General features: G+C 71.9%; 15 protein-coding genes and 1 other RNA gene. 3 read left to right on the top strand and 13 right to left on the bottom strand.

The genetic code is table 11. The features are described from left to right. Positions 1-37 precede the first annotated feature (37 nt). The 4 genes from murB to ACLBYB_RS18565 all read right to left on the bottom strand — a co-directional run bounded on the left by murB (position 38) and on the right by ACLBYB_RS18565 (position 4893). Positions 38-964 (bottom strand): UDP-N-acetylmuramate dehydrogenase, encoded by a 927-nt coding sequence (gene murB, locus ACLBYB_RS18580; protein ID WP_447699639.1) that lies wholly within the window; start codon positions 962-964, stop codon positions 38-40. Between the two features lie 199 nt (positions 965-1163). Beyond that, positions 1164-2570, bottom strand: coding sequence for a UDP-N-acetylmuramate--L-alanine ligase (gene murC, locus ACLBYB_RS18575; RefSeq protein WP_447699638.1), 1407 nt, complete (start codon positions 2568-2570; stop codon positions 1164-1166). Between the two features lie 50 nt (positions 2571-2620). Further along, positions 2621-3730, bottom strand: a complete 1110-nt coding sequence (murG, locus tag ACLBYB_RS18570) for an undecaprenyldiphospho-muramoylpentapeptide beta-N-acetylglucosaminyltransferase (RefSeq protein WP_447699637.1) — start codon at positions 3728-3730, stop codon at positions 2621-2623. After that, positions 3727-4893: an FtsW/RodA/SpoVE family cell cycle protein gene (locus ACLBYB_RS18565; RefSeq protein WP_020094126.1), complete on the bottom strand. Its 1167-nt coding sequence runs from the start codon at positions 4891-4893 to the stop codon at positions 3727-3729. Before ACLBYB_RS18565 ends, murG begins: the two co-directional genes overlap by 4 nt. A 304-nt stretch (positions 4894-5197) precedes the next feature. Between ACLBYB_RS18565 and ACLBYB_RS18560 the strand changes: the two genes are divergently transcribed. Next, positions 5198-6673, top strand: a complete 1476-nt coding sequence (locus ACLBYB_RS18560) for a methyl-accepting chemotaxis protein (protein WP_020094125.1) — start codon at positions 5198-5200, stop codon at positions 6671-6673. Positions 6674-6749: 76 nt separating this feature from the next. Here ACLBYB_RS18560 and murD read toward each other — a convergent pair whose 3' ends face one another. From murD to ACLBYB_RS18515, 9 genes are all read right to left on the bottom strand, one after another. Beyond that, positions 6750-8114 (bottom strand): UDP-N-acetylmuramoyl-L-alanine--D-glutamate ligase, encoded by a 1365-nt coding sequence (murD, locus tag ACLBYB_RS18555; protein ID WP_331298923.1) that lies wholly within the window; start codon positions 8112-8114, stop codon positions 6750-6752. 205 nt (positions 8115-8319) lie between these two features. Next, positions 8320-9405, bottom strand: coding sequence for a phospho-N-acetylmuramoyl-pentapeptide-transferase (gene mraY / locus ACLBYB_RS18550; protein ID WP_020094123.1), 1086 nt, complete (start codon positions 9403-9405; stop codon positions 8320-8322). Positions 9406-9473: 68 nt separating this feature from the next. Continuing rightward, entirely contained in the window at positions 9474-10922 is a 1449-nt protein-coding gene (locus ACLBYB_RS18545; protein ID WP_447699636.1) for a UDP-N-acetylmuramoylalanyl-D-glutamyl-2,6-diaminopimelate--D-alanyl-D-alanine ligase, read from the bottom strand. A gap of 19 nt (positions 10923-10941) precedes the next feature. Continuing rightward, entirely contained in the window at positions 10942-12399 is a 1458-nt protein-coding gene (locus ACLBYB_RS18540) for a UDP-N-acetylmuramoyl-L-alanyl-D-glutamate--2,6-diaminopimelate ligase (RefSeq protein ID WP_447699635.1), read from the bottom strand. 24 nt (positions 12400-12423) lie between these two features. Beyond that, on the bottom strand, positions 12424-14268 hold the full coding sequence (locus ACLBYB_RS18535) for a peptidoglycan D,D-transpeptidase FtsI family protein (RefSeq protein WP_376738867.1): 1845 nt from the start codon (positions 14266-14268) through the stop codon (positions 12424-12426). A 54-nt stretch (positions 14269-14322) separates the two neighbouring features. Next, complete coding sequence (gene ftsL / locus ACLBYB_RS18530) at positions 14323-14736, bottom strand: cell division protein FtsL (protein ID WP_012319332.1); 414 nt, start codon at positions 14734-14736, stop codon at positions 14323-14325. Beyond that, a complete protein-coding gene (gene rsmH / locus ACLBYB_RS18525) occupies positions 14733-15797 on the bottom strand; it encodes a 16S rRNA (cytosine(1402)-N(4))-methyltransferase RsmH (protein WP_447699634.1) in 1065 nt (354 codons plus the stop codon). The genes ftsL and rsmH overlap by 4 nt, the downstream gene beginning before the upstream one ends. A 427-nt stretch (positions 15798-16224) precedes the next feature. Then, positions 16225-16623, bottom strand: an RNA gene (gene rnpB, locus ACLBYB_RS18520) — RNase P RNA component class A. Positions 16624-16674: 51 nt separating this feature from the next. Then, entirely contained in the window at positions 16675-17115 is a 441-nt protein-coding gene (locus ACLBYB_RS18515) for a VOC family protein (RefSeq protein WP_020094118.1), read from the bottom strand. A gap of 419 nt (positions 17116-17534) precedes the next feature. On the opposite strand from ACLBYB_RS18515, the gene ACLBYB_RS18510 reads away from it, so the two are divergent. Further along, positions 17535-18662: an acyltransferase family protein gene (locus ACLBYB_RS18510; protein ID WP_447699633.1), complete on the top strand. Its 1128-nt coding sequence runs from the start codon at positions 17535-17537 to the stop codon at positions 18660-18662. Between the two features lie 105 nt (positions 18663-18767). Continuing rightward, on the top strand, positions 18768-21392 hold the full coding sequence (gene pepN, locus ACLBYB_RS18505) for an aminopeptidase N (protein ID WP_447699632.1): 2625 nt from the start codon (positions 18768-18770) through the stop codon (positions 21390-21392). Positions 21393-21428 lie beyond the last annotated feature (36 nt).

Genomic DNA, 21428 nt, shown 5'->3' with positions numbered 1-21428 from the left:
AGGATCTGAGCGCACCGGTCCGTCCGGAACACCGCTCTCACGTCGTGCCGGCGGGGCGGCCGATGCGCCGGATCTCCCAGCGCAATGCGACCCCGCTGGTCTCCCGGACGCGGCGGCGGACCTCCTCGCCGAGCCCCTCGATATCGGCCGCGCTCGCGGTACCGGTATTGATCAGGAAGTTGCAGTGCATCTCGCTGACCTGGGCGCCGCCCCGCCTCAATCCGCGGCAGCCGGCGGCGTCGACGAGCTGCCACGCCTTGCCGCCGTCTGGGTTGGCGAAGGTCGAGCCGCCGGTCCGCTCGCGGATCGGCTGCGCGGCCTCGCGGGCGGCGGTGACCCGCTCCATCTCGGCCTCAATGGCGACCCGGTCGCCGGGCCGCCCGCGGAAGACGGCGCGCGTGAAGATCACGTCCTCCGGGGCGTCCGAGTGCCGGTAGGAGAAGCCCATGTCGGCGTGGCTGAAGGTGCGCAGCGCGCCCTCGCGGTCGATGCCGCGGGCCTCGACCAGCACGTCGGTGGTCTCGCCACCATGCGCGCCCGCGTTCATGCGCAGCGCCCCGCCGATCGAGCCGGGGATGCCCCGGTAGAAGGCGAGCCCGTCGAGCCCGGCCTCGGCGGCCGCCTTGGCGAGGCGCATGTCCGGGACCGCGGTGCCGACGGTCAGCGCGTCGCCGTCGACCGCGATGCTGCCGAAGGCCTTGCCGCCGAGGCGCACGACCACGCCCGGCACGCCGCCGTCCCGCACGATCAGGTTCGAGCCGAGCCCGATCACCGTGACCGGCACGTCCGGATCGAGAGCGGCGAGGAGGCGGGCGAGATCCTCCTCGTCGGCCGGGGTGAACAGCACCTCGGCCGGTCCGCCGACCCGGAACCAAGTGAGGTCGGCGAGCGGCTGGTCGGCGAGCAGGCGCCCGCGGAGGTCGGGCGCGGCGGCCCGGATGCGATCGTGCAGAGAGGCGGTCATCTGTGTGTCTCCCCTCGCCCCGCCCGCGGGGAGAGGGATGCGGCGATCCTGGTGTCGTCGCATCGGGGTGGCAGCGGACGCTGCGAGGCCGGGGTCCGGAGAGTCACCGCCGGGTTCATCCTCGGAGCGCAGCCCAGTGTGGACGGTCGAGGGTGCCGCCGACCCGAGAGGCCTCCCGGGGCGGGCGCGCGCACCGCGCCTACCGGCCCCGCGCGGCGAGTTCGTCCGGCAGGGCGTAGGCCCACTGGGTGATCGTGCCGGCGCCGAGGCACACCACGTAGTCGCCGGGCTTGGCGAGCTCCGCGATGATGCCCGCGAGTTCCTCCGGCCGCTCCAGGGCCCGGGCGTCGCGGTGACCGCGGGAGCGCAGGCCGGCCACGAGGCTGTCGCGGTCGAAGCCCTCGATCGGCTGCTCGCCGGCCGCGTAGACCGGCGCGACGATGACCGTGTCGGCATCGTTGAAGCAGGTGCAGAAATCGTCGAACAGCGACTGCAGCCGGGTGTAGCGGTGCGGCTGCACGACCGCGACGACGCCGTGCTCGGTCGAGGCGCGGGCGGCCTTGAGCACCGCCTTGATCTCCACCGGATGGTGCCCGTAATCGTCGAAGATGGTCGCGCCGTTCCACTCGCCGGTGCGGGTGAAGCGCCGCTTCACGCCGCCGAAGCCCGCGAGCGCCTGGCGGATCGCGTCCGGCTTCACGCCGAGCTCGTGCGCGACGGCGAGCGCCGCGGTGGCGTTGAGGGCGTTGTGCTTGCCGGGCATCGGGAGGACGAGATCCTCCATCTCCATCCGGTAGCCGGGCCGACGATCGCGGATCATCACCCGGAAGCGGCTCTGGCCGCCGCGCAGGTCCACGTCGATCAGGCGCACGTCGGCCTGCGGGTTCTCGCCGTAGGTGATGATCCGCCGGTCCTCGATATGGCCGACGAGGTCCTGGACCACCGGGTGGTCGATGCACATCACCGCGAAGCCGTAGAACGGGATGTTGTCGATGAAGCGCCGGAACGCGTCCTTGATCGCGTCGAACGAGCCGAAATGGTCGAGGTGCTCGGGATCGATGTTGGTGACGATCGCGACGTCCGCCGGCAGCTTCAGGAAGGTGCCGTCGGACTCGTCGGCCTCCACCACCATCCACTCGCCCGCCCCCATGCGGGCGTTGGTGCCGTAGGCGTTGATGATGCCGCCGTTGATCACGGTCGGGTCGAGGTTGCCGGCGTCGAGCAGGGTGGCGACGAGCGACGTGGTCGTGGTCTTGCCGTGCGTGCCGGCGATCGCCACGCAGGACTTGAAGCGCATCAGCTCCGCCAGCATCTCGGCCCGTCGCACCACGGGCAGGCGTCGCTCGCGGGCGGCCTGCAACTCGGGGTTGTCGCGCCGGATCGCTGTCGAGACGACGACGAGGGCGGCCTCCTCGACGTTCTTGGCTTCGTGGCCCACGAAGGTGCGCATGCCCTTCTCGGCGAGACGGCGGACATTGGCGTTGTCGGAGGCGTCCGAGCCCTGCACCGTGTAGCCGAGGTTGTGCATCACCTCGGCGATGCCGGACATGCCGATGCCGCCGATGCCGATGAAGTGGATGGGGCCGAGCTTGTCGGGCAGCTTCATGGGTCGAACCGTCTGGTGGCGGGACCGCCGGTGCGGAATCCCTCAAGAAATCAGGTGCGGGCGGCCGTCTCGACGACGACCTCGGCCAGCCGCTCGGCGGCGTCGTGGATGCCCGCGCTTCTGGCCGCATCGGCCGCCGCGGTCAATTTTGCCGGCGTCTCGAAGCAGGCGGTCAGCTCCGCGGCGAGCCGTTCGGGCGTGAAATCCGGCTGCTTCACCGCCAGCGCCGCGCCGATCGCGTCGAGGGTCGCGGCGTTGGCGGCCTGGTCCTGGTCGAGGGAGCCTGGCAGCGGCACGAGGATCGCCGGGCGGCCGATCGCCGCGAGTTCCGAGACCGTGGAAGCACCCGAGCGCGAGACCACGAGGTGGCTGGCGGCCATCCGCGCCGGCAGGTCCTTGAAGAACGGCGCCGCCTCGATCCCGGCGAGCCCCATGGCGAGATAGCGGTTCTGAACGGCCGTCAGGTCCTCGGGACGGACCTGCTGGACGAGGTGCAGGCGGGCGCGCAGCGCGTCGGGCAGGCGGGCGATCGCCTCCGGCACGACCTTGCCCATGACCCGGGCGCCCTGGCTGCCGCCGAAGACCAGGAGGCGCAGGGCGTCGCCCGCGCCGAAAGCGGGATACGGGACCTTGGCCGCCTCGATCACCGCCGGGCGGAGCGGATTGCCGGTGTGGATCCGCGGGGCCTTGGCCTTGTCGGGCACGCCGCGCACGACCTTGAAGCCGGTGGCGATGGTGCGGGCGCCCCGCGCCAGGAAGGCGTTGGCCCGGCCCATCACGGCGTTCTGCTCGTGCAGGATCGTCGGCACGCGCAGGATCTGGCCGGCGAGCACCGGCGGCACGGTCGGGTAGCCGCCGAAGCCCACGATGGCGGCCGGGTTGATCCGGCGGATCTCCTTCGCGGCGACACCGAAGCCTCGGCCGAGGGTCAGCACGGCACCGGCCCGCTTCAGCGGCGAGCGGCCGGACGGCGTCGCCGAGGCGATGGTGACCACCTCGGAGGCCGGGAACTCGGACGCGATGGCATCGACCCGGGCGTCGGTGGCGAGCGCCACGCGGATGCCGCGAGCGCGCAGGGCGTGGGCGAGGCTCTCGGCCGGGAACAGGTGGCCGCCGGTGCCGCCCGCGCAGAGCAGGATCGTGGGCGTGAAGACCGTCACCGCATCACCCCGGCGACGGTGGCGGGCGCGGTGCCGGGGGGCTTCTGGCTGAGCATCACGGTGCGGGGGCGCTTGCGGGTCAGGGCGACGAGGAAGCCGGTGCCGAGCGCCAGCGAGATCAGCGAGGAGCCGCCGTAGGAGACGAAGGGCAGCGTCATGCCCTTGGCGGGCATCAGCTGGGTGTTCACCGCCATGTTGATGCAGGCCTGGAGGCCGAACAGCGTGGTCAGGCCGGTGATCGCCAGCCGCGAGAAGGTGTCGTCGGTGCGCCGCGCCAGCTTGAGGCCGCGCAGGACGATGAAGGCGAACAGCGCCACGAGGCAGAGGCAGACGATCACGCCGAACTCCTCGCCGGTGACCGAGAAGATGAAGTCGGTATGCGCGTCCGGCAGGTGGCGCTTGGCCACGCCCTCCCCCGGCCCGGTGCCGAACCAGCCGCCCGAGCGGAACGATTCGCGCGACCAGAAATCCTGGAAGCCGCCGCCGGAATCCCGGTCGAGGAACTTGTTGAAGCGCTCGCGGACGTGATGGAAGAACAGGTAGGCAGCGAACACACCTCCGAGGCCCAGCACGCCGAGGACGGCCACCCAGATCAGGTGGAGGCCGGCCACGAAGAACAGCGCGCACCACACCATGGTAATCAGCATGGTCTGGCCGAAATCGGGCTGGAGCAGCAGCGGCACGATGGTGATCGGCAGGAGCAGCAGCGCCAGGATGCCGCCCGGCATGTCGCGGCGCTGGGCGCCCTCCGAGAAGGCCCAGGCGGCGACGACCACGAAGGCCGGCTTCACGAACTCCGAGGGCTGCAGGCCGAAGGAGCCGAACTGGATCCAGCGATGCGCGCCCTTGATCTCGGGCCCGAACTTGCCGGCGAGCAGGCACAGGATGACGCCCAGGATCCACGTGACGAGCGCGAGCCGCCGGATGCCGCGCAGCGACAGGAACGAGACCGCGCAGATCAGCAGGATGGTCGGCGCGAGGTACATCGCCTGCCGATTGAGGAAGTAGAAGGTCGGCAGGCCGATCCGCTCGGCCACGGGCGGGCCGCCGCCCATCAGGAAGACGAGGCCCGCGACCATCAGCGCGAACAGCGCCGCGAGCAGGCCGCGGTCCACCGTCCACCACCAGTCCGTCAGGGGGGTGCGTTCCGCGCGTGACATCATGCCGGGCAACGACTCCAGGCCGCGCGGATGCCGATCCGCGCGGGTCGGCCGGGATCCTCGGCAGGAATGGTAAACGGAGCCTTATGACCGACAGGTCGGGGCGCGTCGGGGCGCGTCGGGGCACGTCAGGACGCGTCGGGACGCGACGGCCACGCAGCCGGCGGCCCTGGGATGCTGTATTAGGACGGCGCAATACTAGTAAAAAGACACTCTATGTTAATCTTCCCATTGCAACTTTCGGATGTATCGACCCGGCGGGTCGCGGTGCGCCGCGCCCGATCCGCCCAGCGGAAGCCGACGCGCCATGTTCTCTGCCCTGAACGTCCGTGAAGCGCATGCCAAGCTCGCGGCCCTCGACCGGGTTCAGGGCGTGATCGAGTTCGACCTGGCGGGGCGGATCCTGTCGGCGAACCGGAATTTCCTCGACGTCGTCGGGTACACGCTGCCGGAGATCGTCGGTCAGCACCACAGCATGTTCATGGAGCCCGCCCAGCGGGACGCGCCGGACTACCGGGCCTTCTGGGAACGCCTGCGCTCCGGCACCTTCGAGTCGGGCCAGTTCCAGCGGGTCGGCCGGGGCGGCCGGTCGATCTGGATCCAGGCCTCCTACAACCCGATGCTCGACGTCCGCGGCCGGCCCTACAAGGTGGTGAAGTTCGCCACCGACATCACGCAGCAGCGCACCGAGGAGGCCGACCGCGCCGGGCAGATCGCCGCGATCGACAAGGTGCAGGCGGTCATCGCCTTCGACCTCGACGGCACGGTGATCGCGGTGAACGACAATTTCCTCGCCGCGATGGGCTACAGCCGCGCCGAGGTGCTCGGGCAGCATCACAGCCTGTTCGTGGAGCCCGCCTACCGGGAGAGCGAGGCCTACCGGGCCTTCTGGGCGGCCCTGCGGAACGGCACCTATCAGGCGGCCCAGTTCCGGCGGATCGGCAAGGACGGGCGCGAAGTCTGGATCCAGGCCTCCTACAACCCGATCCTCGACGCCGCCGGCCGGCCCTACAAGGTGGTGAAATTCGCCACCGACATCAGCGACCAGGTCCGGCTGTTCGCCAACCTGCGGACCCTGATCGATCAGAACTTCGGCGAGATCGAGCAGGCGGTGACGCACTCGACCACGGCGGCCTCGCTGGCCTCGTCGGCGGCGGACTCGACCTCCGGGAACGTCCAGACCGTGGCGGCCGCCGCCGAGGAGCTGGCGGCCTCGGTGGCGGAGATGTCCCAGAGCATCGTGCGCTCCCAGAGCGCCACCGACACCGCCTATGCCTGTGTTCAGGACGCGGACGGCCACACCAAGCGGCTGGCCGAGACCGCCACCGCCATGACCGGCATCGTCGGCCTGATCCAGGACATCGCCGGCCAGATCAACCTGCTGGCGCTGAACGCCACCATCGAGGCCGCCCGCGCGGGCGCGGCGGGCCGCGGCTTCGCGGTCGTCGCCTCCGAGGTTAAGGCGCTGGCCGACCAGGCGGCGCGCGCCACCGGTCAGATCAACGGCGAGATCGCCAGCGTGCAGCGCGTCTCGCAGGAGGTCGTGCAGGCTCTCAGCTCGATCGGGTCCTCGGTCTCGGTGATGCGCGAGACCGTGGTGGCCACCGCGGCCGCCATCGAGGAGCAGAGTGCCGTGACCCGGGATCTGGCCGAGAGCATGCAGAGCGCCGCGGGGGCCGTCACGGAGATCACCGGCAATATCGGGGCGATCGTCCAGTCGGTGGCCAACGTCTCGCATGCGGTCGACACCACCCGCGACGCCGCCAAGGTTCTGGCGCGCTGAGGTCCTGGCGCGCTGAGGTTCTGGCGCGCTGAGGTTCTGGCGCGCTGAGGTTCTGGCGCGCTGAAGTGGCGCTGCCTCAGGGCAGCGCCTGCACCAGCTCGCGGAAGCGGTTGCCGCGGATCTCGAAGTTCCGGAACTGGTCGTAGGACGCGCAGGCCGGCGACAGGAGCACCACCGGCTCCGGTGCGCCCGAGGCGGCGGCGTTCTCGGCGGCCTTCGGGACGGCGTTCTCGAGGGTCTCGCAGCGCGTGTAGGGCACGGCGCCCTCCAGGGTCGCCGCGAAGGCGTCCGACGCCGCGCCGATCAGGTAGGCGTGCGCGACCCGCTCGAAATACGGCACCAGCGGGAAGATCCCGCCCTCCTTGGCCTTGCCGCCGAGGATCCAGTGGATGTCCCGGAAGGCGGTTAGGGCCTTCTCGGTGGAATCCGCGTTCGTCGCCTTGGAGTCGTTGACGAACAGCACGTGGCCGCGCCGCCCGACCTCCTCCATCCGGTGGGGCAGGCCCGGGAACGAGGTCAGGCCGGCCTGGATCTGCTCCGGCGACAGGTCGAGGGCCCGCGCGACGGCCACCGCCACCGCGGCGTTCTGCCAGTTGTGCGCCCCCCGGAGCGAGCCGATCCCGTTGACGTCGGCGAGGGCCGTCCCGTCCGGCTCCCGGACGATCCCGTCGCGCACCGTCAGCGCGTCGGTGCACAGCACGTCGCCGTGGGGCACGTGGACGCGCACGAGGTCGGCGCCGCGGCGGTCCGCGATGGCGCGGCTCGGGGCGTCGTCGACGCCGACCACCGCGAGGTCGGCGCCCTGGATCAGGCGCTCCTTGATGGCCGCGTACTGCTCCATCGTGCCGTGCCGGTCGAGATGGTCCGGCGTGATGTTCATCAGCACGCCGACGCTCGGGTCGAGGCTCGGCGTCAGGTCGATCTGGAACGACGACATCTCGATCACGTGGACGCGGTCGGCGGCCGGCGGCTCCAGCGACAGGATCGCGGTGCCGATATTGCCGCCCATCTGCACGTCGCGGCCCCCCTGCGCGAGCACGTGGGCGATCAGCGCCGTGGTGGTCGACTTGCCGTTGGTCCCGGTGATCGCCACGAACGGCGCCCCCGGCGCCTGCGCCCGCCGCTCCCGGCAGAACAGCTCGATGTCGCCGATGATCTCGACGCCGGCATCCCGGGCGAGCCGGACGCTCCAGTGCGGCTCGGGATGGGTCAGCGGCACGCCCGGGCTCAGCACGAAGGCGGCGAACGCGGACCAGTCGGCCGCGCGCAGGTCCCGCGTCTCGATGCCGGCCTCCCGCGCGCGGGCGAGGCTGTCGGCATTGTCGTCCCAGGCCTGCACGCCCGCGCCACCGGCCTTCAGCGCCAGCGCCGTGGCGAGCCCCGAGCCGCCGAGCCCGAACAGGGCGACGGTCTTGTCCTGGAAGACGGTGACGGGTGTCATGCGGAACTCTGGATGCGGCGACCGGACCCGGCCGACCCGAACCGGACCCTCCTCCCGGGCGCCCCGCATCGGCGACCCCGAAGGCGGGCTCCCGGGATCGCGCGGCCGGCCGGAAGCCTCCTTCGAGGCTCCCCTCCGCGGCCGCGCCTCAGGACGAGGGCGAGGATCGGATCGACCTCTCAGGCCGCCCCTCTAGCACGATTTCTCAGCGCAGCTTCAGCGTCGCCAGGCCGGCCATCGCCAGGATCACCGCGATGATCCAGAACCGGATCACGACCTGCGGCTCCTTCCAGCCCTTCTGCTCGAAATGGTGGTGGATCGGCGCCATGCGGAACACGCGCTTGCCCGTGAGCTTGAACGACGCGACCTGGATGATCACCGACATCATCTCCAGCACGAACAGGCCGCCGACGATCGCCAGGACGATCTCGTGCTTCGTCGCCACCGCGATGGAGCCCAGCAGGCCGCCCAGCGCCAGGGAGCCGGTGTCGCCCATGAAGATCTGGGCCGGCGGCGCGTTGAACCAGAGGAAGCCGAGCCCGGCGCCGATGACCGCGCCGCAGACGACGGCGAGCTCGCCCGTGTCGCGGACGTAGTTCACCTGCAGGTAGCTGGCGGTGAACGAGTTGCCGACGAGGTAGGCGATGAAGCCGAACGTGCCGCAGGCGATCATCACCGGCACGATCGCGAGGCCGTCGAGGCCGTCGGTCATGTTCACGGAATTGCCCGCCCCGACGATCACGAAGGCGCCGAACAGCGGGTAGAACCAGCCGAGGTTCAGGAGCGCGTCCTTGAATACCGGGAAGGCGAGCTGGTTCTGGAGGGCGGCGGGCGAGTAGACCGCGATGGTCACGCAGGCCGCCATGGCGATCAACGCCTCGAGGGCGAGGCGGAACTTGCCCGAGAAGCCCTTGTGCGACTGCTTCGTGACCTTGAGGTAGTCGTCATAGAAGCCGATCGCGCCGAAGCCGAGGGTGACGGTCAGCGTCACCCAGACGTAGTGGTTGCGCGGGTTGGCCCAGAGCAGGATCGCCACGACGGCGCCGGCCAGGATCATCAGGCCGCCCATGGTGGGCGTGCCGCGCTTGGTCAGCAGGTGGGTCTGCGGTCCGTCCTCGCGGATCGGCTGGCCCTTGCCCTGGCGGATCCGCAGCAGCGAGATGATCCAGGGCCCGAACCAGAACACGAACAGGCCCGCCGTGAACAGCGCGCCGCCGGTGCGGAAGGTGATGTAGCGGAACACGTTGAGCGGCGTGAAGCTGCTGCTCAGGTCCGAGAGAAGGTACAGCATCCGGGCGCTCGGCCCCCTTGTTCAGGCTCAGGTTTCGGGGGACGGCGCCGCACGCGCAGGCGTGCCGGTCACGGGACGGCCTGGGTCCGCCGGGTCGGATCGACCGCGTAGCGGGCTTTCAGCGCCTCGACAATCCGGCCCATGCGGCTGCCGTTCGATCCCTTCACCATGACGGCGTCGCCGGACCGCAGGGTCCGGGCGAGCGGCTCGAGCAGGTCGGCCGCGGTGTCGGCCACCGCGCCGCGGCGGCTCACCGGCAGGGCCTCGAACAGGTGGCGCATCAGCGGACCGGCCGTGAAGACGAGGTCGATCCGGGCCGCCTCGATCGCCTCCGCCAGGCCGCGATGCAGGTCGGGCGCGGCGGCGCCGAGCTCGAGCATGTCGCCCAGCACCGCGATCCGGCGGCCGCGGGGCCCGGTCTCGATCCCCGCCAGGGTCGCCAGCGCCGCGCGGACGGCGACGGGATTGGCGTTGTAGCTCTCGTCCACGAGGTAGGCGGTGCCGCCGCCGATCTCGAGGGCGGTGCGCTCGCCGCGCCCCGCCGGCGGCGTCAGCCCGCCGAGCGACAGGGCCGCACGGGCGAGGTCGGCCCCGAGGCTGTGGACCACCGCCATGACGCCCAGCGAGTTCAGCGCCGCGTGCCGGCCGGCGGTGCCGAGCTTGTAAGTGACGGGCTGGCCCATCACCACCGCGTCGATCACCGACAGGTCGGACCGCAGCACGATCCTAAGGGCGCGGACGTCGGCATCCGCGTGCTCGCCGAAGGTCACCACCCGGCCCGCCCGGGAGGCCTGGGCGTGGGCGGCCAGGCGGTCGAAATGCGGGGCGTCGCGGTTCAGGATGGCGACGCCGCCGGGCTGGAGCCCGGAGAAGATCTCGCCCTTCGCGTCCGCGATCGCGGCCAGCGAGGCGAAATGCTCGATATGGGCGGGCGCAATCGTGGTGATCAGCGCGATGTCCGGCCGGACCTGCGCGGTCAGCGGCACGATCTCGGCGCCGTGGTTCATGCCGATCTCGAACACGCCGTAGCGCGCGGAGCGCGGCATCCGCGTCAGGGTCAGGGGCACGCCCCAGTGGTTGTTGTAGGAGGCCGCCGAGGCGTGGGTCTCGCCCTGCTCGGACAGGACGTGGCGCAGGGCCTCCTTGGTCCCGGTCTTGCCGACCGAGCCCGTGACCGCCACGACCTGCGCGCGCGTCCGGGCCCGGGCGGCGGCACCGAGGCGCACCATCGCGGTGAGAACCGGGTCGGCGCCCCCCTCGGGCACCGCCAGGACGGGGCCGTGGACCGCGAGCGCCTCGGCGCGCGCGGCGCTCACCACGGCGGCCCCGGCGCCGCGCCCCAGGGCGTCGGGGACGAAGTCGTGGCCGTCGCGGGTGTCGCCGCGGATCGCGAAGAACAGGTCGCCGGGCTGGAGCGTGCGGGTGTCGATCGAGGCGCCGCCGATCGCGCGCCCGGCGCCGGCCAACCGGCCGCCCGTCGCGGATTCCAGCTCCTCCCGCGTCCAGAGTGCGGTCATCGTCGGTCCCCCGTCGTCCTCAGGCCGCCGCGGCGATCGCGGCGCGCAGGACCGCGTGGTCCGAGAACGGCAGCGTGCGATCTCCCACGATCTGGCCGGTTTCATGACCCTTGCCGGCCACGACCAGCACGTCGCCCGGCCCGAGCCGGTCGACGGCGCTGTGAATCGCCTCCGACCGGTCGCCGATCTCCTCGGCGCCCGGCGCCGCGTCCAGGATGGCCCGGCGGATGGCGGCCGCGTCCTCGGTGCGCGGGTTGTCGTCCGTGACGATGACGACGTCGGCGAGCCGCTGCGCGATGGCGCCCATCAGCGGCCGCTTGCCCCGGTCGCGGTCGCCGCCGCAGCCGAAGACTACGATCAGCCGGCCCGACGCGAAGGGGCGGAGCGCGGCGAGCACGCTCTCCAGGGCCTCGGGCTTGTGGGCGTAGTCGACGAGGCAGAGGCCGCCCCGCGCCTCGCCGATCCGCTCCATGCGGCCGGGGACGCCGGTGAGATGGTCGAGGGCCGCCAGGACGCCGTCGGGATCGGCCGCCCCCGCCGGGGTAGCCAGTGCGAGGCCGGCCGCCACCAGGGCATTCTCGACCTGGAACTCGCCGACGAGCGGCAGGCGCAGTTCCCGGGCCCGGCCCGCGAACAGGATCCGGGCGACCTGCGCGAACCCCTCCGTGCGGACCGCCTCGACCCGCAGGTCCCGGCCGCCCCGCCCGACCGTGCGGACCGGCCGGCCGGCGGCCTCGGCGGCGGCGATGACGCGCTCGGCGTAAGCGCCGTCGGCGTTGACGATGGCCGGGCGGCCCGGCGGCAGCAGCTCGGTGAACAACCGCAGCTTGGCCGCGAGGTACTCCTCGATGCTCGCGTGGTAGTCGAGATGGTCCCGGCCGAGATTGGTGAAGCCGGCCGCGTCGAGGCGCACGCCGTCGAGCCGGCGCTGCTCGATCCCGTGGGAGGACGCCTCCATGGCGAGATCGGTGACGCCGTCCGCGGCGAGTTGCGCCAGCGTCCGGTGCAGCGTCACGGGGTCCGGGGTCGTGAGGGAGCCGTACTGCGCGCCGCGGTTGGTGACGATGCCGACGGTGCCGAGGCTCGCGGAGTCGCGGCCGAGACGCGCCAGGATCTGGCGGACGAAGTCGGCCACCGAGCTCTTCCCGGCGGTGCCGGTGACCGCCACCACGGTCTCGGGCTGCGGGCCCGCGAGGCGGGCCGCCGCGAGGGCGAGCGACCGGCGCGCGTCGGCAACCGGGATCCAGGCGACCGCGTCGGGCAGGTCGGCGGGACGGGCCCCCTCCCCGGCGACCGCGGCGGCGCCGCGCTGCGCGGCCTGCGCGGCGAAACGTCGGCCGTCGGCCTTCGTGCCGGGAACGGCGACGAACACAGTGCCGGTCGCGACCTGCCGGCTGTCGGCCGTGAGGTCCGAGACGGTCAGGTCCGCGGCGGGGCCAGCAGCCTCGGGGAAGAGGTCGGCGAGCCGCGCGCTCATCGCTGCACCCTCATCGATCCGATCTCACGGGCCGCCCAGCTGGTTGACGTGGTAGGCGTTGAGCTTGACCATCTGCGGGAACGGCCTCACCGGCGGCTCGAATTGCGGCGGCAGGCCGAGGATCGGCGCGACGCGCTCGATCACCTTGCCGGTGACCACGCCGGAATTCCAGGCCGCCGTGGCGTAGCCGCCCGATTCCGGCAGGCCCTGCGGCTCGTCCATGATCGTGACGAACAGGTACTTCGGATCGTTCATCGGCGCCGCCGCCATGAAGGTCGTGAACAGGCGGTTGTGGATGTAGCGGCCGCCGATGACCTTCTCGGCGGTGCCGGTCTTGCCGCCGACGAAGTAGTACGGGACCGCCGCCTTCTTGGCCGAGCCCTCGGCGGCGTTGAGCCGCATGATGTAGCGCATCGCCTCGGAGGTCTGGCCCGAGAGGACGTGCGTGGCCCGCGCCCGCGCCGCCTCGGGCGTCGTCTTGAGGAAGGTCGGCGTCATCAGGTCGCCGCCGTTGGCGATGGCCGCCACCGCGGCCGCGGCCTGGATCGGTGCCACCGCGATGCCGTGGCCGAACGCGATGGTGATGGTGTTGATCTCGGTCCAGCGGGACGGGACGATCGGCGCCGCGCTCTCCGGCAACTCGGTGCGCAGCCGGTCGAGCAGGCCCATCTTCTTCAGGAAGGCCTTGTGGCCGGGCACGCCGACGCCGAGCGCCATCTTGGCGGAGCCGATGTTGGAGGAGTGCGTGAACACCTCCGGCATGGTGATGACGCGGTTCGTGCCGTGGTACTCGTGGATCTTCTGCCGGCCCCAGTTCAGCACGCCGCCCCGGGTGTCGAAGGTCGAGTTGACGTTGTACTTGCCGGAATCGAGCGCCATGGCGAGCGTCATCGCCTTGAAGGTCGAGCCCATCTCGTAGACGCCGACATTCATCCGGTTGATGCGGTCGGGCGAGAGCGCGTCCTTGGGATCGTTCGGGTCGAAATCCGGCATGGAGACGAGCGCGATGACCTCGCCGGTCTTCACGTCGAGGATCATCGAGGCGCCGGCCTTGGCCTTGAAGTGGTCGATGCCCCAGGCCAGCTCGTCGCGCACGGCGAACTGCGCGCGCAGGTCGAGCGAGAGCTGCACCGGCTTCAGGTCGGCCTGCTTGTTGATCAGCCCGAAGCTGTTGAGGGCCTGCAGCCCGGTGGAGTCGATGTACTTCTCCATACCGGCGATGCCGATGCCGTCGAGGTTCGTCGCGCCCAGGATGTGGGCGGCCGCGACGCCGTTCGGGTAGACCCGCTTGTGGTCGGGTAGGAAGCCGATGCCGGGGATGCCGAGCCGGTGGACCTCGGCCTGCTGTTTCGGGGTCAGCTCGCGCTTCACCCAGACGAAGCCCGCGCCCTTCTTGTCCTTGCGTTGCGTCAGCTTGGCGCGCAGCTCGGAGGCGTTGAGTTCCGGCAGGACGGCGGTGAGCAGCTCGACCGCCTCGTCCTTGTCGTAGATGTTGCCCGGCTCGGCGAAGACCGAGACCGTGCGGATGTCGGTGGCCAGGATCTCGCCGTTGCGGTCGATGATGTCGGGCCGGAAGGCGGTTGAGGACGCGGCCGCGACCCGGTGCTCCTGGCTGGGCGGCTCCCCGAAGATCGCCATCATCAGGAGCTTGGCCGAGATCGTCCCGAACACGCCGACGAAGACCAGCCCGACCATCGCGACCCGCAGGTGCGAGCGCTCGATCGCCAGCCGGAACATGCTGCGCAGGAGCGCCTTGGCGCGGTCGGCGCGCGGCTCGGGCTCGCGCGCCTCCTCCTCCAGGGGGCGCGGCGCGCCGGCGGCATGCGCCAGCGCGGCGGCTTCGAGCAGCGCCGCCTCGTGGTCCGACACGGCGGGCTCGACCGCCGGGTCTAGGGTCTCGTCGGCGTGATCGGACACGGGGGTTTACCTCGAAGCCGTCGTCGGGGTGCGGGTCGTGGTGACGGTGCGGGTGATCGAGCCGGTCGTGCGCGGCTCGATCGCGCCCTTGTCCTTGGGCGTCGCCGTGGCGGCGAGCAGACGGCCGATCTCGTCGCCGCGCTCCGGCCGGGCAGGCAGATCCGAGAGGCGCGCCAAGTGGCTGGTGCCGATCGGCTCCAGGGCGAGATGCTTGTCGACGGCCGCCTGGAGCCGGTCGGGCCGCGTCAGGAGCTGCCACTCGGCGCGCAGCACGGCGATCGCCTGCCGCTCCTTGTGCAGGGCGGTCTGGAGCTTCGAGACCTGACCGCCCTGGTAGAGCGTGTCGTACTTGATCGAGTAGGCGTAGATCGCCGAGGCGACGAGGCCGGCCACCGCCAGCAGGTTCAGGAGGCGGATCATCGGCGATGGCCTCCGCGGGCCGCGTCGGGCAGGCTCGCCAGCGCGGTCAGCGCGGCCAGCGGCTCGGGAACGTCGGATTCGGTGCGCTCCGCGGCCCGGAGCTTGGCCGAGCGCGCGCGCGGGTTGCGGGCGGTCTCGGCCTCGCCCGGCAGGACCGGGCCCTTCGTGACGGGACGGAAGCTGCGGACGGTCTCGACCGGGCCCCCGGGCAGGTGCCGGGAGCCCTGCGCGGAGCGGCCGCTGCGCGCCGCGAAGAACTGCTTGACGATGCGGTCCTCGAGCGAGTGGAACGTCACGACGGCGAGCCGGCCGCCGGGTCTGAGCACGCGCTCGGCCGCGTGCAGGGCACGGACCAGCTCGCCGAGCTCGTCGTTCACGGCGATCCGCAGGCCCTGGAAGGTCCGCGTCGCCGGGTGGATGTGGCTGCCGGGCTCGGTCCGGACCACGCCGGCGACGAGTTCGGCCAGCTGCGCGGTGGTCTCGATCCGCCCGCGGCGCCGCGCCTCGAGGATGGTCCGGGCGACCGCGCGCGAGCGCCGCTCCTCGCCGAAATGGTAGATGATGTCGGCCAGAACGGTCTCGTCGGCCTCGTTCACGAGGTCGGCGGCGCTCGGCCCGTCGCAGGCCATGCGCATGTCGAGGGGGCCGTCGCTGCGGAACGAGAAGCCCCGCTCCGGCGCGTCGAGCTGCATCGACGAGACGCCGATATCGAGGACGACCCGGTCGACCTGCGCGATGCCGGCCTCCGCGAGGAGGCTGTCGAGGTCGCCGAAGCGGCCGGAGAGGAGGCGCAGGCGCCCGCCGGACTCCGCGACGAGCGCCTGTCCGCCCGCGATGGCCGTGGGGTCACGATCGATCGCGACGACCTGCAGGGCCGGATCCGCCGCGAGGAGCGCGCGGGTGTAGCCGCCGGCACCGAACGTGCCGTCGACCGCGATCCCGCCCGCGGTGCCGAGCGTGTCGACGACTTCCGCGAGGAGGACGGGGACGTGCGGCTCAGCCGCCGCATCGCCGCCGCCGTGGCGGGGCGAACTCTCGGGGGAGGAGCGGCGCCGAGTCATGACCGCCTCGACGCGCCGGCGCGCCGTGGCGCGCGCGGATGGGCGGATTGTCGGCGCGTCCCGGAAACCCGGGCGCGGATGCGGCTCGTGCGTCTCATGGTGCCCTGTGCCGGGCCGCGCGAGCGCGGCGCGCGTGACGGGAACGGCACCGGATGCGGAGCGCGCAAGACGCCGCGCACGGACGGGACCTGCGCGATGGCAGGGTGCGCCCGGCGATCCGATACACGCCGTTGACGGGAGGATGCCGGGTATCATGGGCCTCGGAGGATCGTCAACGCACAAGCTTGGCACTGCCGCGCGGACCGATCTGAACCCGGCAAGGTTAACCGAAGGTTTTTGCCGCCGCGGAATCTTCGGCGCGCCGGCCGCCCGCGCGGGAACTCCGGCGGGGCGATAAAGCCTTGCAGGTGCAAGTCTTATCGGGAAGTGGATCAGCCGGCCTGTAAGCCGGGTTCTGTAGGGCCGGAGCGCTCGCGCGCGCCGGCGTGGCAGCCATTCCTCTGGGACGATCGTCGCCGATCGCCTCGAGCAACCAACCCGGGCGACTGGCCTGGAGAGCCGGCCTGCCCTTCTCGCGAAGGGCGCGCCGCCCCTATTCGGTCTTGCTCCCGGTGGGGTTTGCCGTGCCGTCCGCGTTGCCGCGTCCGCGGTGCGCTCTTACCGCACCCTTTCACCCTGACCCCGGACGGATCCGGGGCGGTCTGCTCTCTGTGGCACTGTCCCTGGGGTCGCCCCCGCCGGAGGTTATCCGGCACCGTCTCTCCATGGAGCCCGGACTTTCCTCCCCGAACGCTCGCGCGTCCGGAGCGGCCGCCCGGCCGGCTGATCCGCGGGCAGATGCGCCCGCGGGGCCGTCCGGGTCAAGGGCGCGGGCCCGTTACCAGGTGCCGGTGTTCTCCATGGACTTCCACGGCTCCTGCGGCTCCTTGGCGCCGCCCTTCTGGAGGATCTCGATGGAGATGCCGTCCGGCGACTTCACGAAGGCCATGTAGCCGTCGCGCGGCGGCCGGTTGATGGTGACGCCCTTCTCCTGCAGCTTGGTGCAGAAGCCGTAGATGTCGTCGACCTGATAGGCGAGATGGCCGAAATTGCGCCCGCCCGAGTAGGTTTCCGGATCCCAGTTGTAGGTGAGCTCGATCAGGGGCGACTTGGTCGCCGAGGCCCGCTCGACATCGCCGGGCGCGGCGAGGAAGACGAGGGTGAAGCGGCCCTTCTCGTTCTCGACGCGGCGCACCTCCTTCAGGCCGAACGTGTCGACGTAGAAGGCGAGTGCCCGGTCGAGGTCGGCGACCCGGACCATGGTGTGCAGAAATTCCATCGGATCCTGTCCTGTTCTCTTCGAAGACGGGCCACCGGCCCGCTCCGGCTGACTCGCCCCGCTAGCTAGCGGCCGCTCCGGCGGTGAGAAGGCCGTCCGATACAGACTCGGGACAATCGGGCCCGGGCGTTCGCGCGGTCGGACCCCGTCGAGCCGACCGGGCGGGCGTTTCGGCAGCCCCCGGCATCGTCGGCCCGGCGGCGGGCCTCGCGCCGCGTGCGTCCCGTCGGTCCCGCCGCGAACTCCCGATCCGCCGGAGGAGAGACCCTTCGGCCGAAAGTATGGGCGCGGCTTACCCAGCAAGATGTAGCCCGGTCGCGACGGATTCGTCTTATCCCGCGGGATGAAGAGAGCGGTTTCGAACGTCGGGGGCCGTGATGAGGACGCAGGGATCCGAGGGCGGCAGGCATGATGCACAGATGATCGGTCTCGATGCGGCGCGATTCCTCGCCGCAATGCTGGTCATGGTCTTTCATCTGGGCGCCTACGCGTGGCAGGCGCCGCTCTCGACGGCCGGGCGCGCCTTCGACTCCGCCGCAGCTTACCCCGGCCTGTTCGCCTGGACGTGGTTCGGATGGATCGGGGTCGAGCTGTTCTTCGTCATCTCGGGCTTCGTGATCGCCTACTCGGCCGAGCACGCGACCCCGCGCGCCTTCCTGCGCAGCCGCATCCTGCGCCTCGTGCCGGCGGTCTGGATCTGCGCCACGCTCACCGCCCTGGTCTCGCTCGCCATCGGCCGCATGGGGTCCGGTCGGCACGTGCTGCGGGCCTATCTCGACTGCGTCCTGTTCGTTCCAGTCGAGCCGTGGCTGGACGGCGTCTACTGGACCCTCGGCGTGGAGATCGCCTTCTACGCACTCGTCTTCGCGCTGCTGCGGCTCGGGCGATTCCGGAGCATCGGCCCGGTCTGCGCCGCGGTCGGCGGTGTGAGCACCCTCTTCTGGGTCGCGACCTTGGCCGTGCCGAACCTCCCCGCCCTGGCGGCGAACCGCGTGGCCGAGCTGACGCTCCTGCGCCACGGCTGCTTCTTCGCGCTCGGCGTCTTCCTGTGGTTGTCGCTCGTCAAGGGGCCGACGGCCGGTCGGCTCTGCGTGATCGCCGTCTGCGCCGTCGGGGCGCTCGTCGAGATCGGTGACGCGGCCGGGTCGTTCCTGTTCCAGATGGGCCGCAGCGAGGATCCGCTCCTCCCGCGCCTCGTCTTCGCGGGCTGCGTCCTGATGATCGTGGCCAGCGTGCGCGGCAACGCGTGGCTCCGCGTGCGGCTCGGCGAGCGGGGCTGCGCGCTGGCCCGACGGCTCGGACTGATGACCTACCCGCTCTACCTCCTGCACAACGTCAACGGTGCCGCCCTGATCCACCGCCTCGTCGGCGGCGGGGTTCCGCCCTACGCGGCGCTCGTGGCCGCGTGCTGCGCCATGCTCCTGCTGAGCTACGCCGTGATGCGCTGGGCCGAGCCGTTCGTCCGCGCCCGCCTGTCCGCCACGCTCGACAGGGTCGGCCTCGAGCGGCCGCTCCGCGCGGAGGGCCGCCCCGCCCCGGGGCTCTGAGCCGGGCGAGGACCGCGCCACGCCGGCCGTTTCGACGGCTCCGATCGTTGCGCCGCGCGCTCCGAGGGACCAGAACGGGCCCGCCCCGCACCCGGAGTGAGCCGAATGCGCACCGAGACGCCGCCGCTGATCCGCCTCGAGGAATACCGGCCCAGCGACTACCTGATCGATCGCGTCGACCTCGACATCCGTCTCGACCCGCACGCGACCCGCATCGACGCGACGCTGACGCTGCGGCCGAACCCGGCCGGCGTGCCGGCGGCACCGCTCACCCTCGACGGCGACGATCTCCGGCTGGTCTCGGTCGCGCTCGACGGCGCGCCGCTGGCGCCCGACTCCTACGCGGCGACGCCGTCCGGCCTCATCCTCCGCGATCCGCCGCAGCGGCCCTTCGCGCTGCGCCTCGTCACGGAGGTGGATCCGACCGTCAACACGAAGCTGATGGGCCTCTACCGGTCGAACGGCGTCTACTGCACCCAGTGCGAGGCGGACGGCTTCCGCCGGATCACCTACTTCCTCGATCGGCCGGACGTACTGTCGGTCTACACCACGCGCATCGAGGCCGACCGGGCCGAGGCGCCGGTCCTGCTCGGCAACGGCAATCCCGTCGAGACCGGCGCGGCCGGGCCGGACCGCCACTTCGCGATCTGGCACGATCCCCACCCGAAGCCCGCCTACCTGTTCGCCCTCGTGGGCGGCCGGCTCGGGAAGGTCGAGACGCGCTTCACCACGATGGAGGGCCGCCCCGTCACCTGCGCGGTCTACGTCGAGCCCGGCAAGGAAGACCGGGCGGGCTACGCCCTCGACGCCGTCATCCGCTCCATGGCCTGGGACGAGACCGCCTTCGGCCGCGCCTACGACCTCGACGTGTTCAACGTCGTCGCGGTGTCCGACTTCAACATGGGCGCCATGGAGAACAAGGGCCTCAACATCTTCAACGACAAATACGTCCTGGCGAGTCCCGAGACCGCGACCGACGGCGACTACGCGGCGATCGAGGCGATCATCGCGCACGAGTACTTCCACAACTGGTCTGGCAACCGCGTCACGTGCCGGGACTGGTTCCAGCTCTGCCTGAAGGAGGGTCTCACGGTCTTCCGAGACCAGGAATTCTCCTCCGACATGCGCTCCCGGCCGGTGCACCGCATCGCCGAGGTGCGCTCCCTGCGGGCGCGCCAGTTCCCCGAGGATGCCGGGCCGCTGCGGCACCCGGTGCGGCCGCGGGCCTACGCGGAGATCAACAACTTCTACACGGCGACCGTCTACGACAAGGGCGCCGAGATCGTCCGGATGCTGCGGACGCTGATCGGTCCCGAGGCCTTCCGGGCCGGCATGGACCGGTACTACGCCGACAATGACGGCCGCGCCGCCACCGTCGAGGACTTCCTGGCGGCCTTCGCGGCGGTGACCGGGCGCGATCTCGGCGCCTTCGCCCGCTGGTACGAGCGTCCCGGCACGCCCCGCCTCGCCGTCGCGGCCGCGTACGATCCGGCCGCCGCCCGCTACACCCTCCGGTTCGCCCAGAGCCTGCCCGGCGGCGGCGGGGAGTCCGACGGGCCGCCCCTGGTGATCCCCGTGGCCCTCGGGCTGGTCGGGGCGTCCGGGCCGCTGGCGGGCGCGACCTGCCCGGACGTGCGGGACGGCGTCTACGTGCTCGACCGCCCCGAGGCCGAGATCGTGTTCGACGCGGTCGCCGAGGAGCCGGTCCCCTCGCTCCTGCGCGACTTCTCCGCCCCGGTGCGGCTCGACCTCGCCCTGACCGACGCGCAGCGGATGCGGCTCCTCGCGCAGGACAGCGACCCGTTCAACCGCTGGCAGGCCGCGCAGGACGTCGCTTTGCGGCTGATCCTCGAGCCAGACGCCGATCGGACGGAGGCGTTCGCCGCGGCACTCGGCCAGTTCCTCGAAGACGAGGCCCTGGCCGACCCGGCCTTCGCGGCCCTGGTCCTGGCGCTGCCGAGCGAGGGCGAGGCCGCCGACGCGGTGCCGGCCGACGTGGATCCCGCCGCGATCCACCGGGCGCGATTCAACCTGCGGGCGCGTCTGGGCCAGGCCCTGCGGCCGCGGCTCGAATCGATCGACGCGGCGCTCGCGCCGGTGGCCGGTGCGCCCTACAGCCCCGACGCCGCCTCGGCGGGGCGCCGGTCGCTCCGCAACGCGGCCCTCGACCTGATCGCCGCCGGCGATCCCCGGGAGGGGGCCGCCCGCGCCGCCGCGCGGCTGGCCGAGGCGACCAACATGACCGACCGGCTCGCGGCCCTCGGCACGCTGGCGCTGATCCCGGGAGAGACCCGCGAGGCCGCCTTCGCGGAGTTCGCGGCCCGCTACGCCGACGAGCCCCTGGTCCTCGACAAGTGGTTCGCCCTCCAGGCCCAGATCCCCGAGCCCGGCACCCTCGACCGGATCGCGCGGCTGCAGGAACACCCGGCCTTCACCATGACCAACCCGAACCGCGTGCGGGCGCTGATCGGGAGCTTCGCGTTCGGCAACCCGACCCAGTTCGCCCGACCGGACGGGGCGGGATTCGCCCGCGTGACCGAGACGGTCGCGGCGCTCGATTCGACCAACCCACAGGTGGCCGCGCGGCTCCTCACGGCCTTCGGATCCTGGCGCCGGCTGGAAAAATCACGCGGCGCCAAAGCGGTCGAAATGCTGAATGGGATCAAGGCGATCCCGGGGCTTTCCCGGGACACCGCCGACATCCTCGCGCGCACCCTCGGAGGCGGCTAACCGTCTGAACCTGCGGTAGAAATCGATTCTCGGGCT

Source organism: Methylobacterium sp. D54C (assembly GCF_053345595.1).
Note: the sequence above shows the minus strand (reverse complement) of the source record. Positions and strands in the feature narration are given on the sequence as shown.